This window comes from Streptomyces sp. NPDC006261, assembly GCF_040613515.1.
GTDB lineage: Bacteria > Actinomycetota > Actinomycetes > Streptomycetales > Streptomycetaceae > Streptomyces.
In genome coordinates this window covers 37,904-52,489 of record NZ_JBEXSI010000028.1, presented here as the reverse complement: position 1 = coordinate 52,489, position 14,586 = coordinate 37,904, and the positions used below count along the sequence as shown (strand labels likewise).

At 72.0% G+C, this 14,586-nt stretch carries 15 protein-coding genes and 1 pseudogene; 8 read left to right on the top strand and 8 right to left on the bottom strand.

Features of this window, described 5'->3' with window-relative positions:
- The first annotated feature begins 40 nt into the window (after positions 1-40).
- Complete coding sequence (gene fabF, locus ABZ154_RS19875; protein ID WP_356834320.1) at positions 41-1,303, top strand: beta-ketoacyl-ACP synthase II; 1,263 nt, start codon at positions 41-43, stop codon at positions 1,301-1,303.
- Between the two features lie 108 nt (positions 1,304-1,411).
- On the opposite strand, the gene ABZ154_RS19870 is transcribed toward fabF, so the two are convergent.
- Positions 1,412-1,906 carry a DUF3145 domain-containing protein gene (locus ABZ154_RS19870; protein WP_053561392.1) on the bottom strand — a complete coding sequence of 165 codons (495 nt, stop codon included), beginning with the start codon at positions 1,904-1,906 and terminating at the stop codon, positions 1,412-1,414.
- A gap of 399 nt (positions 1,907-2,305) precedes the next feature.
- On the opposite strand from ABZ154_RS19870, the gene ABZ154_RS19865 reads away from it, so the two are divergent.
- Both ABZ154_RS19865 and ABZ154_RS19860 read left to right on the top strand, forming a co-directional pair.
- On the top strand, positions 2,306-3,217 hold the full coding sequence (locus ABZ154_RS19865) for an SGNH/GDSL hydrolase family protein (RefSeq protein ID WP_356834318.1): 912 nt from the start codon (positions 2,306-2,308) through the stop codon (positions 3,215-3,217).
- A gap of 161 nt (positions 3,218-3,378) precedes the next feature.
- Positions 3,379-4,512, top strand: a complete 1,134-nt coding sequence (locus ABZ154_RS19860; protein WP_356834316.1) for an amidinotransferase — start codon at positions 3,379-3,381, stop codon at positions 4,510-4,512.
- An 11-nt stretch (positions 4,513-4,523) separates the two neighbouring features.
- Here the strand turns inward: ABZ154_RS19860 and ABZ154_RS19855 are convergent.
- From ABZ154_RS19855 to ABZ154_RS19835, 5 genes and pseudogenes are all read right to left on the bottom strand, one after another.
- A pseudogene (locus tag ABZ154_RS19855) lies at positions 4,524-4,718 on the bottom strand (hypothetical protein); the annotation flags it as partial.
- Positions 4,719-4,797: 79 nt separating this feature from the next.
- The gene (locus ABZ154_RS19850) at positions 4,798-5,406 is read right to left on the bottom strand and encodes a LysE family transporter (RefSeq protein ID WP_356834314.1); all 609 of its coding nucleotides are present in this window, start codon (positions 5,404-5,406) and stop codon (positions 4,798-4,800) included.
- Positions 5,403-6,182, bottom strand: a complete 780-nt coding sequence (locus tag ABZ154_RS19845) for an EI24 domain-containing protein (protein ID WP_356834312.1) — start codon at positions 6,180-6,182, stop codon at positions 5,403-5,405. Before ABZ154_RS19845 ends, ABZ154_RS19850 begins: the two co-directional genes overlap by 4 nt.
- Before the next feature lie 81 nt (positions 6,183-6,263).
- Positions 6,264-6,692: an organic hydroperoxide resistance protein gene (locus ABZ154_RS19840; RefSeq protein WP_356834310.1), complete on the bottom strand. Its 429-nt coding sequence runs from the start codon at positions 6,690-6,692 to the stop codon at positions 6,264-6,266.
- Positions 6,693-6,803: 111 nt separating this feature from the next.
- A complete protein-coding gene (locus tag ABZ154_RS19835; protein WP_356834308.1) occupies positions 6,804-7,823 on the bottom strand; it encodes an NADP-dependent oxidoreductase in 1,020 nt (339 codons plus the stop codon).
- Between the two features lie 117 nt (positions 7,824-7,940).
- On the opposite strand from ABZ154_RS19835, the gene ABZ154_RS19830 reads away from it, so the two are divergent.
- Positions 7,941-8,375, top strand: coding sequence for a MarR family transcriptional regulator (locus ABZ154_RS19830; RefSeq protein ID WP_356834306.1), 435 nt, complete (start codon positions 7,941-7,943; stop codon positions 8,373-8,375).
- A gap of 53 nt (positions 8,376-8,428) precedes the next feature.
- Here the strand turns inward: ABZ154_RS19830 and ABZ154_RS19825 are convergent, their stop codons facing one another.
- Entirely contained in the window at positions 8,429-9,163 is a 735-nt protein-coding gene (locus tag ABZ154_RS19825; protein WP_356834304.1) for a hypothetical protein, read from the bottom strand.
- 123 nt (positions 9,164-9,286) lie between these two features.
- Between ABZ154_RS19825 and ABZ154_RS19820 the strand changes: the two genes are divergently transcribed.
- The 3 genes from ABZ154_RS19820 (at position 9,287) to ABZ154_RS19810 (ending at position 12,611) form a co-directional block, all read left to right on the top strand.
- Entirely contained in the window at positions 9,287-9,853 is a 567-nt protein-coding gene (locus tag ABZ154_RS19820) for a hypothetical protein (protein WP_356834302.1), read from the top strand.
- Between the two features lie 143 nt (positions 9,854-9,996).
- A complete protein-coding gene (locus ABZ154_RS19815; protein ID WP_356834300.1) occupies positions 9,997-11,034 on the top strand; it encodes a rod shape-determining protein in 1,038 nt (345 codons plus the stop codon).
- 8 nt (positions 11,035-11,042) lie between these two features.
- Positions 11,043-12,611, top strand: coding sequence for a GAF domain-containing protein (locus ABZ154_RS19810; protein ID WP_356834298.1), 1,569 nt, complete (start codon positions 11,043-11,045; stop codon positions 12,609-12,611).
- Positions 12,612-12,651: 40 nt separating this feature from the next.
- Here the strand turns inward: ABZ154_RS19810 and ABZ154_RS19805 are convergent, their stop codons facing one another.
- Positions 12,652-13,083: an Lrp/AsnC family transcriptional regulator gene (locus ABZ154_RS19805; protein ID WP_356834296.1), complete on the bottom strand. Its 432-nt coding sequence runs from the start codon at positions 13,081-13,083 to the stop codon at positions 12,652-12,654.
- 126 nt (positions 13,084-13,209) lie between these two features.
- On the opposite strand from ABZ154_RS19805, the gene ABZ154_RS19800 reads away from it, so the two are divergent.
- Positions 13,210-14,430, top strand: a complete 1,221-nt coding sequence (locus ABZ154_RS19800) for a NarK/NasA family nitrate transporter (protein WP_356834294.1) — start codon at positions 13,210-13,212, stop codon at positions 14,428-14,430.
- Positions 14,431-14,586: the final 156 nt, after the last annotated feature.

Here is a 14,586-nt window from a genome sequence, read left to right as displayed (position 1 = left end):
CGCTGATTCACGACCCTCTACACGTGGAGAAGATTTTCCAGTGAACTCGACCAATCGCACCGTGGTCGTCACCGGTATCGGCGCAACCACTCCGCTGGGTGGCGACTCCGCATCGACCTGGGAAGGTCTGATGGCCGGCCGGTCCGGCGTCAAGCCTCTCGAAGGCGAGCGCTTCGCCGAACTGCCCGTCCGGATCGCCGCCCTCGCGGCCGTCGACCCGAACGACGTACTGCCCCGCCCGCTCGCCCGCAAGCTGGACCGCTCGGCGCAGTTCGCGCTGATCGCGGCCCGCGAGGCCTGGGCGGACGCGGGCTTCACCGCCAAGGCCGGCGAGGACGAGACCATCGCCCCCGAGCGGCTCGGCTCGGTCATCGCCTCCGGCATCGGCGGCGTGATCACCCTGCTCGACCAGTACGACGTGCTGAAGGAGAAGGGCGTACGCCGCGTCTCCCCGCACACCGTTCCCATGCTCATGCCCAACGGCCCGGCGGCCAACGTCGGCCTGGAGGTCAACGCCCAGGCCGGTGTCCACACGCCGGTCTCCGCCTGCGCGTCCGGCGCGGAGGCGATCGGGTACGCCGTCGAGATGATCCGCACCGGCCGTGCCGACGTGGTCGTCGCCGGCGGCACGGAGGCGGCGATCCACCCGCTGCCCATCGCGGCCTTCGCCAACATGATGGCGATGTCCAAGAGCAACGACGAGCCGGAGAAGGCCTCGCGCCCCTACGACACCGGCCGTGACGGCTTCGTCCTCGGAGAGGGCGCGGGCGTCGTCATCCTGGAGTCGGCCGAGCACGCCGCCGCGCGCGGTGCGAAGGTCTACTGCGAGGTGCTGGGCCAGGGCCTGTCGGCCGACGCCCACCACATCGCGCAGCCCGAGCCCACCGGGCGGGGCATCGCCGCCGCGATGCAGAACCTGCTGGACTCCAGCGACCTCAAGCCGTCCGAGGTGGTCCACCTCAACGCACACGCCACATCGACGCCGCAGGGTGACATCGCGGAGATCAAGGCGCTGCGGAAGGTCCTGGGCGACGACCTGGACCATGTCGCGATCTCGGCGACGAAGTCGATGACGGGGCACCTCCTGGGTGGCGCGGGCGGTATCGAGACGGTGGCCACCGTGCTCGCCCTGCACCACCGGATCGCTCCGCCGACCATCAACGTCGACGACCTCGACGAGGCGATCGACGCGGACATCGTGCGCGGTGAGCCCCGGGTGCTGCCCGAGGGGCCGATCGCGGCGATCAACAACTCGTTCGGGTTCGGCGGGCACAACGTGGTGCTCGCGTTCCGGTCCGTGTAGCCCTGCCTTTACGGGTGAAGCCCGCTTCCCGGTCGTCGGGAGGCGGGCTTCACCCATGATCAGGCCCCTCCGGCTGTTGAGGAGCGGGGTCCGGGGCAGAGCCCCGGGTCACACGACCTGGTGCAGCCAGCGGACCGGCGCGCCCTCGCCCGCGTGGCGGAAGGACTCCAGCTCGTCGTCCCACGGCTTGCCCAGGAGGGAGGCGATCTCCGCCTCCAGATCGCTCTCGCCGCGCGTCGAGCGGGCCAGGGCCGCGCGCAGGCGGTCCTCGGGGATCAGGATGTCACCGTGCATGCCGGTGACGGCGTGGAAGATGCCGAGGCCCGGGGTGGAGCTGTAGCGCTCGCCCTCGGCCGTGGGGCACGGCTCGGCGGTCACCTCGAAGCGGAGCATGTCCCAGCCGCGCAGGGCGGAGGCGAGCTGCGACGCGGTGCCGGCGCGGCCCTTCCAGGAGAATTCGGACCGCCAGGTGCCGGGCGCGGCCGGCTGTCTGATCCAGTCCAGCTGGACCCGCACACCGAGGACGCCCGCCACTGCCCATTCGACGTGTGGGCACAGCGCGCGCGGTGCGGAGTGAACGTACAGGACTCCACGTGTCGTCACCGGAACCTCCCGTGTGGGACGAGGTACGCCTTCCCCAGCGGCCTCGCGCCCGCACCGCCTCTTTTCGGCCGGATCCCGAGGTTGTCATCAGTAAACAGCATCGGGAGTTAATCTCCTGAAAAGGGACAGTGTGTGACGTGACGTAATGTACCGGAGCCACCCGCCGTGACGAGGCCGGGAGCGGTGCCACTGGTTCGACGGGGAAAAGCTACCGTGCGCCGGGGCCGTCCGTGTGACGTACCGTCGGTCCGGGGCCCTTGATTCGCCGGCTTTCACCCGGCAGGGCGCGCACGCCCGCGACCTGGGGATCGTTGGCTTGCCGGGGGCATGACCAGAGGCATAAACCAGGGGTTGACCGGAGGGGAACGGCGAATGGCGGAGCAAGCGACACGCCCACGAATGCGTACCGTCGGCGCTGTGCTGGCGGCGCTCTCGTTCGTCGGCGTCGCCGCGCTGGCCGGATGCAGCGGGGAGAGTTCGGGTGACGGCGCGTCACGGAACGCGCCCGCCTCCGCCTCCTCCTCGCCCTCCGCGTCGTCGTCCCCCTCCCCCACCTCCGGCTGGAACCCGAGTCCGGGGTCCGTCGCCGCGGTCGGGGACTCCATCACCCGGGGCTTCGACGCCTGCTCGGTGCTGGCGGACTGCCCTGAGGTGTCCTGGGCGACCGGGAGCGACAGCCTGGTGCGGAGTCTCGCCGTGCGGCTGCTCGGTCCGGCGAAGGCCGCGGACCGCAGCTGGAACCACGCGGTGTCGGGCGCCCGGATGGCCCAGCTGCCGGAGCAGATGGCGCTGGCGGCGAAGGAGCGGCCGGAGCTGGTCACGGTGATGATGGGCGCGAACGACGCCTGCCGTGACTCGGTGCGGCTGATGACGCCCGTGGCGGACTTCCGGGCGTCGTTCGAGGCGTCGATGCGGCAGCTGCGGGCCGGGGCGCCCAAGGCGCAGGTGTACGTCTCCAGTGTGCCGGACCTGAAGCGGCTCTGGTCGACCGGGCGGCTCAACGAGTCCGGCAAGAAGATCTGGAGCCTCGGCATCTGCCAGTCCATGCTGGCGGACGCGGACGACCTGGGGCCCGCGGCCGTGGCGCGGCGGGACGCGGTGCAGGACCGGGTGGTGGCGTACAACGAGGTACTGCGGGACGTCTGCGTGAAGGACCGGCGCTGCCGGTACGACGGCGGTGCGGTCTTCGGTTTCCGCTTCACCGGGGCGCAGCTGAGCCCGTGGGACTGGTTCCACCCCAGTCGCGACGGCCAGGCCCGGCTGGCGGAGATCGCCCACCGCAACATCACGGCGGCCGAACCCCCCGCGTAGGGTCCGGCGGACGGCGCCCATCGCGCCGGCGACCCGGCGTACGGGCAGGCGTCCTCCCTCTTCCGAGGCCCCGGGCCGCTCCCTACAGGTGGCGCGAACCCGCTTCCCCCGTTCACCATGGGTGGCGTGATGTGCCGGTCCGCGACCGAGGGTGGTTGATCATGACGACAGTGGAGCGGAGACCCGCTACTCCGGCCGCCGAGGACGCCGCCCCGCTCGTTTCACCGGTCAATTCCCACAACGAGTGGGATCCGCTGGAGGAGATCATCGTCGGACGGCTCGACGACGCGACGATCCCTTCCAGCCATCCGGTGGTCTCCTGCAACATCCCGCCGTGGGCGGCCCGCTTCCAGGGACTCGCCGCCGGTCACAAATACCCGCGCCGGCTGATCGAGCCCGCGCAACAGGAGCTGGACGGCTTCGTCTCGCTGCTCCACTCGCTCGGCGTCACCGTCACCCGTCCGGACGCGGTCGACCACCGGCAGCGGTTCGCCACCCCCGACTGGTCCTCGCGGGGTTTCTGCAACACCTGCCCGCGCGACAGCATGCTGGTGATCGGCGACGAGATCATCGAGACCCCGATGGCGTGGCCGTGCCGGTACTTCGAGACGCACTCCTACCGCCGGATCCTGAAGGACTACTTCCGGCGCGGGGCCCGCTGGACCTCCGCGCCGAAGCCCCAGCTGACGGACGAGCTGTTCGAGAAGGATTTCCGTGCCCCCGGGTCCGATGAGCCCATGCGGTACATCCTCACCGAGTTCGAGCCGGTGTTCGACGCGGCGGATTTCGTCCGGGCCGGGCGCGATCTGTTCGTGACGCGCTCCAACGTCACCAACGGTATGGGCATCGAGTGGCTGCGCCGCCACCTGGGGCCCGGCTACCGCATCCACGAGATCGAGAGCCGCTGCCGGACGCCCATGCACATCGACACGACGTTCCTCGTGCTGGCGCCCGGCAAGGCGCTGGTCAACCCCGACTACGTCGACGTCGACCGGCTGCCCGCCGTCCTGGACTCCTGGGACATCCTGGTCGCCCCCGAGCCCGAGCCGGTCAGGGACCTCCTGCTCCGGACGACCTCGATGTGCGGCAAGTGGCTCAGCATGAACATCCTCATGGTCGACGAGAAGCGGGTCATCGCGGAGCGCCACCACACCGGGATGCTGCGCGCGCTCGAACGGTGGGGCTTCGAGCCGATCCCGTGCGACCTGATGCACTACGCGCCGTTCGGCGGCTCCTTCCACTGCGCGACGCTCGACGTGCGGCGGCGCGGCACGCTGGACTCCTACTTCGACTGATCCCCCGTGATCTCCACGGTGGGGGCGAAGGAGCCGGTGCCCCGGGTGCCGACAGTCTGCTCGCCGCTCGCGCGCGGGGTGACGGTGCCGGTGATCTCGACGGTGTCCAGGGTGCCGTGGGTGACCCCGTCCGGCAGGGAGGCCACATGGTCGGGGAAGACCAGCGCCGAGCCGCCGCCGAGCACCCGGGCGTCGCGGGCCGGCGCGGGGCCCGAGACTCCCTCGTAGAGCTTGAGGTTCCCTCGTGGAACTGCCCCGAGGCTCCCTCGCAGAGCTGCCGTCCTCTCAGCGCGCCAGGCCCAGCGTGACGCCGAGGCCGACCAGGACCGAGCCGATGGACCGGTTCAGCGCCTTCTGGCGGCGGAGCATCGCGCCGCGCAGCCGGGAGTGCGAGAAGAAGAGCGCGACCAGCGCGAACCAGCCGAGATGCGCCACCGACATGAACAGCCCGTACCCCGCCTGCTGCCACAGGGCGGTCTCCGGGCCGACGACCTGGGTGAAGGTCGCGACGACGAACAGGGTCGTCTTCGGGTTGAGCGCGTTGGTCAGGAAGCCGCTGCGCAGCGCCCCGAAGCGGGTGAGCCCCGGCCGGTCCGTCAGGTCGACGTCGAGGTCGGCGCGGGCCATGAAGGTGCGTACGCCGATGTAGATCAGGTAGGCCGCACCGGCCAGCTTCACCGCGGTGAACAGGGCGGTGGAGGAGGCGATGAGCAGCCCGACGCCGAGCATCGTGTACGTGACGTGGACCAGGACGCCGGCCGCGACCCCGGCGGCCGCGAGGACGCCGGTGGTGCGCCCGTACAGATAGCTGTTGCGGACGACCATGGCGAAGTCGGCGCCCGGGCTGATGACGGCGAGGACGGTGATGGCGGCGACCGCCAGCAGCTCGGTCACGCGGCCCACTCCTTCGGGGCGGCCGTGTCACCGCTGCCTTGCGGGTCGACCAGGTCGCGGGCGAGGAGGGTGGCCCCGGCGACCGCTCCCGGCATCAGGAACACCGCGACGAACGGGACCAGGAACGAGAGGGCGAGCGGGACGCCGAAGCCGAGCACCAGCAGCCGGCGGCGGCGCAGCAGGCCGAGCCGCTTCTTCAGGACCAGCCCCCGGCGCTGGAGGGCCACGCCGGTCAGCTCCTCGGCCAGGAAGTAGCCGGAGACGCAGATGCCGATCGCCGGGACGACGGTCTGGCCGACGACCGGGATGAAGCCGCAGGCGAAGAGGGCGATCCCGAAGAGGGCGACGCGCAGCAGGATGCGTACGGAGTCCCGGGCGGAGATCCACAGTTCGCGCCAGAGCGGCAGCCCGGACTCGTGGACCTCGCCGCCCTCCCCGCGCTCGACCTCCTCGGAGAGCGACTCGTAGAACGGCTGGCCGACCAGGAGGGTGACGGCGGTGAAGGTGATGACCGCGAGGAAGAGGCCGAAGACGAAGACGAGCGCGGTCAGCGTGGTGCGGAGCAGGCCGGTCCAGGGCGAGGCCCAGTCGTCGGCGAAGGGGGTGGCCCAGGCGACGAAGTCGTCGGCGCCGTAACCGAGTCCGACCAGGGCGCCGGCGTACACGACGAGGGTGATCAGTCCGGGCAGCAGTCCGAAGCCGAACCACCGGCCGTGCCCGATGACCCAGCGCTGCCCCTTCACCAAGTAGCCGAAGCCTGCCCCGAGATCGTTCATGGCGTCAGCGTACTGGCGTGCGGAAAGCGGCGAGGACCGCACCCCGGGGCGGGGTGCGGTCCTCATGCCGAGGCTGTGCCGTCAGGCGACGGAGAGCTCGACCTTGATGTTGCCGCGGGTCGCGTTCGAGTACGGGCAGACCTGGTGGGCCTTCTCGATGAGCGACTGGGCGGTGGCGGCGTCGACGTTGGGGATGGTCGCGCTGATCGCGACCTCCAGGCCGAAGCCGCCGGCCTCGGTCTTGCCGATGGAGACCGAGGCGGTGACCGTGGAGCCGGAGATGTCGGCCTTCTCCTGGCGGGCGACGACGCCCAGCGCACCCTGGAAGCAGGCGCTGTAGCCCGCCGCGAAGAGCTGCTCGGGGTTGGTGCCCGCGCCGCTGCCGCCCAGGGCCTTCGGCGGGTTGACGACGACGTCGAGCTGGCCGTCGTCCGAGGAGACGCGGCCGTCACGGCCGTTCTCGGCGACGGCGACGGCGGTGTAGGCGACGTCTATCTTCTGCATGGTCATGATGTGAGGATTCCTCCTGTTGGTGCGCCGCGACTCGCGCCCACGATCGCGACGGCCTGGGGTTGAGCCTAATGGGTGCCCCTCCCCGGCCGTGCGTGGGTCATGCGTGACTCAGGCGAGGGAAACGATCATCTTTCCCGTGTTCTCGCCGCGCAGGAGCCCGACGAACGCGTCGTAGCCGTTCTCGATGCCCTCGACCGTCGTCTCGCGGTACTTCAGCTCGCCGGAGGCCAGCCAGCCGGCGACCTCCTCGACGAACTTCGGCTGGAGGTCGGCGTGGTCGCCGACGAGCATGCCCTGCAGGCGCAGCCGCTTGCCGATGATCAGGGCCATGTTGCGCGGGCCGGGGCTCGGCTCCGTCGCGTTGTACTGCGCGATCATGCCGCAGATGGTGGCGCGGCCGTGCACGTTGAGCGCGCCGATGGCGGCTTCGAGGTGGTCGCCGCCGACGTTGTCGAAGTAGACGTCGATGCCGTCCGGGGCGGCTTCCTTGAGCTGGTCGCGGACCGGCCCGTTCTTGTAGTTGAACGCGGCGTCGAAGCCGTACTCCTCGGTGAGGAGCTTGACCTTCTCGTCGGAGCCCGCGGAGCCGATGACCCGGGAGGCGCCCTTGAGCCTGGCCAGCTGGCCGACCTGGCTGCCCACGGCGCCGGCGGCGCCGGAGACGAAGACCGCGTCGCCCTCCTTGAAGGAGGCGACGTCGAACAGGCCCGCGTAGGCGGTGAGCCCGGTCATGCCGAGCACGCCGAGGTAGGCGGAGAGCGGGGCGAGGTCGGGGTCGACCTTCACCGCGTGCTTCGCCGGCACGTCGGCGATCTCGCGCCAGCCGAGGCCGTGCAGGACGTGGTCGCCGACGGCGAAGCCCCCGGCGTTCGAGGCGATGACCTCGCCGACCGCGCCGCCGTCCATGGGGTGGTCGAGCTTGAAGGGCGGGGTGTACGACTTCACGTCGTTCATCCGGCCCCGCATGTACGGGTCGACGGAGAAGAACTTGTTGCGGACGAGGATGCGGCCTTCGGCCGGAGCGGCCACCGCGGTCTCACGCAGCGCGAAATCCTCGGACCTGGGCCAGCCGTGGGGGCGGGCGACGAGGTGCCATTCGCGGCTGGACGTGGGAAGTGCTGCAGACATGGGCTCGGGTTCTCCTCAATGTCCTACGGGGGAAGCCTCACAGGAAAGCTTCATGACATGAAACAACCGTGCACTTGAATATTTCATATTGTCAAGTAAATCGGTACGCTGGTCTCCATGGCCACCCGCACAGACCCCCTGACCCTCGAGGTCGTCGAGCTCATCGGCACCGTCGTGGCGCGCTACCACGAGGAGTACGACCGGGCCGCCGCCGAGCACTCCCTCACCGGGGCGCAGGCGCGGGTCCTCGGCCTGCTCGCGCTGGACCCGACCCCGATGCGGAAGATCGCCGTCAAGCTGAAGTGCGAACCGTCGAACGTGACCGGCATCGTCGACCGCCTGGAGACCCGCGGCCTGGTCGAACGCCGGGCGGACCCGGTCGACCGCCGCGTGAAGCTGGCCGCCGCGACGGGGGCGGGCCGGCGGATGGCCCGGGAGCTGCGCGACTCGCTGAACTTCGCCCGGGAGCCGCTGGCCGAGCTCTCGGACGCGGAGCGGACCGTCCTGCGGGATCTGCTGCGGCGGATGCTGGGCGAGGGCGCGGAGGGCTAGAAGTTCCTGCGCGCGGAGGGCTGGAAGCTCCCTCTCACGTTCGCACGTGCCCCCTACCGGCACCACCAGAGGAACGGAGTGCAGGTCGGCGACGGTGTCGGAGAGGGCGTGGGCGTCGGGTCCTCGGCCGGGTCGCCCGGTGGGGGCGGACGCGCCGGTACGGTCGGCGGCTCCTCCGGGTCCCCCGGCTGCACCGGGCCCGGCGGGTCGGCGGGCGGGCTGTCCGAGGCGTCCGGGGGCGAGCCGGGTGTGGTGGTCGCGTCGTCCGGGTCCGGCTCCGGGGACGCCGTGGGCGGGGTCGTCGCGGCGTCGGGGGCGGGTGACTCCACCGGGCCGGCCGCCGGGGCACTGCCCGACGGCGACGGATCACCGGGCCTGCCCCGCCCGGTCGTGACCGGGCCCGGATCCTGCGGCGCCCCGCCGGAGAGGGAGTCCGGGACGGGCTGCTCGTCGGGGCCGCGCGGCGCGTCCTGGACGAAGTCGGCTGCGGTGTCGTCCCGGCCCGGCTCCAGGGCCAGCTCCGCCAGACTCAGCGCGCCCGCCGCGAGGACCAGTCCGCCCACGGCGAGCAGCGCCGTACGGCCGCGTCTGCGGTGGCCGCCCCGCGCACGCCGGCGGGAACGGGCGGCAGGGGCGGGCGCGGCGGCTCCGTCAGGGGCGTCCTGCGCGTGGCCCACGGGCATCGGCGCGGGCACCGCGAAGGGGCCCAGCGCCTCGGCGGGAGTCCCGCACCCGGCGCAGGCCAGGGCTCCGTTGAGATGCCGTCGGCACGGGTCGCAGTAATCCATGGCGCCCGCAGAGTAGACGTGCGCAGATCAACAGAGGAAGCGGACCAGGTGAGGATCCTGTGAGGAACACCGGATTCCGCGAAGGTCCGTCCGATACGCCTGACCTGCGGGAGGATGGGCGGCATGACCGCTCCCACCCCCTTCGGTCCCCGCGAATTCCAGCTCGTCCTGCTCCGCCGGATGGCCGACCACCAGCCGGATCTGGTCGAAGAGGCACGGCAGGAGCTGAGCGCCTCGCTCGCCGACACACGGGAGGCCAACCGCCGCTGGCAGGCCATGGTCCGCGCACCCCGGGGGCGGGGGTCGCTACGGCGCTACCGCTCGGTGCTCGGTGAGCCGGAGCTGACGCTGAGGCGCCGGGTGGGCGACCTGGAGTGCCAGGCGCTGCTCTGGCCGGTGCCGCTCTGGCCGGACCTGCGGTTCGAGGTGATGGCCGCGCCGGGCGGGGCCGTGTGGAACGAGTGGCTCGTCCGGGCGCCGGGGGCGGCGGCCCCCGAGCTCACCTCCGTACCCTCGCTCCGTCCCTGGTCGTGCACCGTCGACGAGGTGGCCCGGGCCTTCCCCCCGGCGCGGCCGATGGAGGGCAGCGCGCCGACCAGGTGGGCGCTGGCCCTCACCGACCCGGGTAGCGGGGAGGCGTACGTCGCCGAGTTCACCTGGGGGCTGTTCCAGCGGCTGCTGCCCGGCTGAGGGTTGCCGTCAGCTGGCGGGCCGTCAGCTCCCGACCCTCGTACGGCGCATCCCAGCGCGCGCGCCCCGGCGGGGAACGCGACGATGCGATGAGAGGCCGGCTGCCGCCGGTACCCCCATCCGTGCTCTCGGGAGAACCTGCCGTGACCGTCAGCCTTGAGCAGTTGCAGCGTTGCCACATCGCCGTCGATCTCGGGGCCGCGAGGACCCGTGTGTACGTCAAGGGGCTCGGGCTCGTCGTCGACGAACCGAGCGTCGCCGCCGTCAACACCCGTACCGGATCGCTCATCGCGGTCGGCGTGCTCGCCGAGCAGATGACCGGCCGCACTCCCGAATACATCCGGGTGGTCCGCCCGGTCTCCGGCGGAACCGTCGTCGACATCGAGATGGCCCAGCGGATGCTGCGCCACCTGCTCGGCGACAAGCTCCGCCGTCAGTTGCGCCGCAAGCCCCGGCTGCGCGCCGCCGCCTGCACCCCGCACGAGGCCGATCCGCTGGCCCAGCGCGCCACGGTGGAGACCCTCGTCGGGCTCGGCGCCCGGCGGGTCGAGCTGGTGGACACGCTGATCGCGGCGGCCGTGGGCTGCGGCCTGCCGGTCGAGCAGCCGACCGCCACCATGATCATGGCGTGCGGTGCGGCCACCACACAGATCGCCGTTCTCTCCCTGGGCTCGATCGTGACGGCCGTCCGGATGCCGGTCGGCGGCAACGCCATCGACGAAGCGGTGATCCAGCACCTGCGCCAGCACCACGAGCTGATGCTGCCGAGCCAGTCCGTGCGCCCGCTGCAGCTGGCGCTGCACGGCAACGGCCTCCAGCTGACCGGACCCGCTCTGACCGAGATCCACGGCCGGGACGTGGCGACCGGCCTGGCCCGCTCGGTGCAGGTCGACACCGCCGCCGTACGGCAGGCCATCCACACCCCGCTCACCGCCGTCCTCGACGGCGTGGGCAAGGTGCTGCGCGAGTGCCCGCCCGACCTGGTCGCCGACCTCGCGGACCGCGGGATCATGATGGTGGGCGGCAGCGCGCTGCTGCCGGGACTCGACGAGATGCTCCGCGACGCGACCGGCATGCCGGTGCACATCGCCGACCGCCCCGACGTCTGCTCGGTGCTCGGCCTCGGCGCGATGCTGGACGGCAAGATCCAGCCGATGGTCCTCAACCCTCTGGCGGGTTAGGGGGTGCCTTGACCTCCGTCGGCCGTCTGCCCCTCCTCCTGGAGGCCCTCCTCAGCATCGGCAGCGACCTCGGGCTCCGGGCCACCCTCCAGCAGATCGTGGACACCGCGACCACCCTGACCGGGGCCCGCTACGGCGCCCTCGGCGTGCTGGAACCCGACCAGGACCGGACCGAGGCGCTGTACACCACCGGGATGACCGAGGCGGAGCGGCGGAGCGTCGGTCACCTCCTCCCGGAGCGCCGCGCCGGGCTCCCGTCCGATGGCGGCGGCCGGGAGGCGGGCGGGCTGTCCGCCCCGGCCTTCCTCACCGCCCCGATCCAGGTGCACACCGAGCTCTTCGGCCACCTCTGCCTGGCGGAGAAGAGTTCCGGCCCGTTCTCCGAGACGGACCGGGCCCTTCTGCACGTCCTCGCCTCCCAGGCGGGCATCGCCATCGGCAACGCACGGCTCTACGAGAGCGCCCGGCAGCGCGAGCGGTGGATCGAGGGGGCGGCCGCCGTCACCACAGCCCTGCTGACCGGCACCGACGCGGCCGACGCCCTGATGACCGTGGCCGAAAGTGCCCGGGCGCTGGCCGGCGCCTCGGCCGGGGTGATCCTCCAGCCCACCGAGGCGGGTGGGATGGAAATCGTGACCGCCTCCACCCTCGACGACCCGGCGGGCATCGTCGGCACGACCATCGCCCCCGGCTCCCCCGTCCTGGCCCAACTGCTCGGCGGCGAGCCGGTCTTCATCGACGACTCCGCCACCGACCCCCGCATGACCACCGACGTACGGTCCCGGTTCGGGCCCAGCATGATGCTGCCGCTGCAGAGCGGCGGCCGGCTCATCGGCACCCTCGCCCTGCCCCGGCGGCGCGGCGAACCCCCGTACACGGCGGTCGACCGGCTGCTCGCGACCCAGTTCGCCTCGCAGGCCGCCCTGGCGCTGGTGATGGCAGACGCGCAGGCGGACCGGGAGCAGCTCGCTGTGTACGAGGACCGCGACCGGATCGCCCGTGACCTGCACGATCTGGTGGTCCAGCGGCTCTTCGCCACGGAGATGATGCTGGAGTCGACGCGTCGGCGGGCGACGAGGGAGGGGGCGGGCGAGGGATCGGGCGAGCAGGCGGGCGAGGGATCGGGCGGGAAGGCCGGCGAGGGGGCGGGCGAGAAGGAGGCCGGTGAGCTGCTCGGCCGGGCCGTGGACGAGCTGGACTCCACCATCCAGGAGGTCCGCACCGCGATCTTCGCCCTCCAGCAGCCGCCCACCGAGGCCCCGAGCACGTTCCGGGGCCGGGTCCTGCGGGAGACCGGGGGCGCGGCGGCCCTGCTCGGGTTTCCGCCGTCGGTGCACTTCACGGGAGCGGTGGACGCGCTGGTGGGCGAGGAGACGGGCCGGGAGCTGCTGGCCGCGCTGCGCGGGGCGCTGGCCGCCGCGCACCGCAGGCCCGGGGTCTCGGCGATCGACGTGGGGGTGGACGCGACGGCCCGGCTGCCCGACGGGCGGAGCGCGGTGCGTCTGGTGGTGGCCGATGACGGACGGGACGAGGAGGACGGCCGGTCGACGACGGTGACCTGGCAGGCGCCGCTGTGATGCGGGGAGCAGGCGCCTCTGTGATGGGGAGCAGGCGCCGTCAGTGCTTCGGGGCCGCCCGCAGCGCGATCCGGGTGGTGGAGTGAGCCACCCCCGCCTCCCGTTTCAGCCGCCGCAGCAGCGAGTCCAGCGCCACCGGGTCGGCCGCCGCGGCGCGGATCAGGTAGTCGTGGCCGCCCGTCACGTGCACCACCTCCGTGATCCCGGGCAGCATCAGCACCGAGCGCTCGAACTCCTCGTTCGTCGTGTCGAGCCGCAGCGTCACATCGATGAAGACGACCAGGCCCGAACGGGTGTCGGCGGCCGGGTCGACGATGACGGTGAAGCCGCGGATCACCCCGTCCCGGCGCATGCGGCGGACCCGGTCGCCCGCCGCGTTGGCGCTGAGCCCCACGCGTACGCCCAGATCCCGGTACGAGATCCGGGCGTCCTCCTGGAGAATGCCGAGGATTTCCCTGTCCAGCCGATCCATACCGTGATTGTCCCAGCTTGCGGCGATATCGGCTGAGGGAGACCGGGAAGAGCCGCAGGATCCCTTCGTCGCCCGGTCGGCGCAGTCCGGCGGGCCGTGCGCTCCCCCGCGGCCTTGACTTTCCGTGTGGATACCGCCGTCAAGCAGTTGTCCGAGCCTCCGGACGCCCCCGCCCCGGTGGCCGCCGCGGCGTACCGCAACCTCGTCATGGCGACGATCGGCTTCGCCCTCACCTTCTGGGCGTGGAACCTGATCGCGCCGATGTCCGGCGACTACAAGGACCGGCTCGGGCTCAGCTCGTTCCAGCAGTCGTTCCTGGTGGCCGTGCCGGTGCTCGTCGGGTCGCTCGGCCGGATCCCGGTGGGCGCGCTGACCGACAAGTACGGCGCGAAGCTGATGTTCCCCGTGGTGTCGGCGCTGACGGTCGTGCCGGTGCTGCTGCTGATCCCGGCGAAGAACTCGTACGGCGCCATGATCGCCGCCGGCTTCCTGCTGGGGCTCGGCGGCACCACGTTCGCGATCGGTGTCCCGCTGGTCAACTCGTGGTTCCCGCCCGCCAAGCGGGGGTTCGCACTGGGCGTGTTCGGGATGGGCATGGGCGGGGTCGCGCTCTCCGGCTACTTCACCCCTCGCATCGCCGAGCACGGCGACAACCTGCCCTTCCTCGTCATGGCGGGCGCACTGATCGTGTTCGCACTGCTCGCCGCCGTCCTGGTCAGCGACCATCCCGGCCGGAAGGTTCCCACGGATACCTTGGTGCACCGGCTGGGCGAGGCCGGGAAGCTGCGGGTGACCTGGGAGCTGTCGGCGCTGTACGCGATCGGCTTCGGCGGGATCGTGGCGTTCGGGGTCTATCTGCCGACGTACCTGAAGACCTGGTACGACATGTCACCGACCGAGGCGGGCACCAAGGCGGCCGGATTCGCGCTGGTCACGGTCGTCTTCCGGCCGATCGGCGGCTGGCTCTCGGACCGGATCCACCCGGCGCTCGTCACCTCGGGCGCGCTGCTGGCGGCGGCCCTGATGGCGGTCGTCCAGGCCTTCGAGCCGCCGCTGAACCCGGTCGGCACGATCGCGCTGCTGGCCATGGCGGCCGGGCTCGGCACCGCGAGCGGCAGCGTGTTCGCCCTGGTCTCGCAGGTGACCCCGCAGCCGAAGGCGGGCAGTGTGACGGGCATCGTCGGCGCGATGGGAGGGCTCGGCGGTTTCGTGCCGCCGCTGGTGATGGGGGCGATCTACAGCGCCAAGGACTCGTACGCCATCGGGTTCATGCTCCTGTCCGATCTGGCGCTGGCGGGGTGCGTGTACGCGTACGGGCGGATGCGGAACATCCAGCGCGACGGGTGAGGTCCTCGGGCAGGGAAGAACGGCCGCGCCCGCCGGAACGCGGCCGTTCGTGTGCGGACCCCGGTGGGCGCTATCGGCGTTGCTGTTCGAAGCGGTCCGCCCCAGTACGCGGTCCGGTCCAGTACGCGGTCCGCCCCAGTACGCGGTCCGCCCCAG

Bases quoted from the DNA above. Each gene is read 5' to 3' on its own strand.
- ABZ154_RS19865 (WP_356834318.1), top strand. From the start codon at position 2,306: ATGCGTACCGTCGGCGCTGTGCTGGCGGCGCTCTCGTTCGTCGGCGTC.
- ABZ154_RS19860 (WP_356834316.1), top strand. From the start codon at position 3,379: ATGACGACAGTGGAGCGGAGACCCGCTACTCCGGCCGCCGAGGACGCC.
- ABZ154_RS19845 (WP_356834312.1), bottom strand. From the start codon at position 6,182: ATGAACGATCTCGGGGCAGGCTTCGGCTACTTGGTGAAGGGGCAGCGC.
- ABZ154_RS19840 (WP_356834310.1), bottom strand. From the start codon at position 6,692: ATGACCATGCAGAAGATAGACGTCGCCTACACCGCCGTCGCCGTCGCC.
- ABZ154_RS19835 (WP_356834308.1), bottom strand. From the start codon at position 7,823: ATGTCTGCAGCACTTCCCACGTCCAGCCGCGAATGGCACCTCGTCGCC.
- ABZ154_RS19830 (WP_356834306.1), top strand. From the start codon at position 7,941: ATGGCCACCCGCACAGACCCCCTGACCCTCGAGGTCGTCGAGCTCATC.
- ABZ154_RS19825 (WP_356834304.1), bottom strand. From the start codon at position 9,163: ATGGATTACTGCGACCCGTGCCGACGGCATCTCAACGGAGCCCTGGCC.
- ABZ154_RS19820 (WP_356834302.1), top strand. From the start codon at position 9,287: ATGACCGCTCCCACCCCCTTCGGTCCCCGCGAATTCCAGCTCGTCCTG.
- ABZ154_RS19805 (WP_356834296.1), bottom strand. From the start codon at position 13,083: ATGGATCGGCTGGACAGGGAAATCCTCGGCATTCTCCAGGAGGACGCC.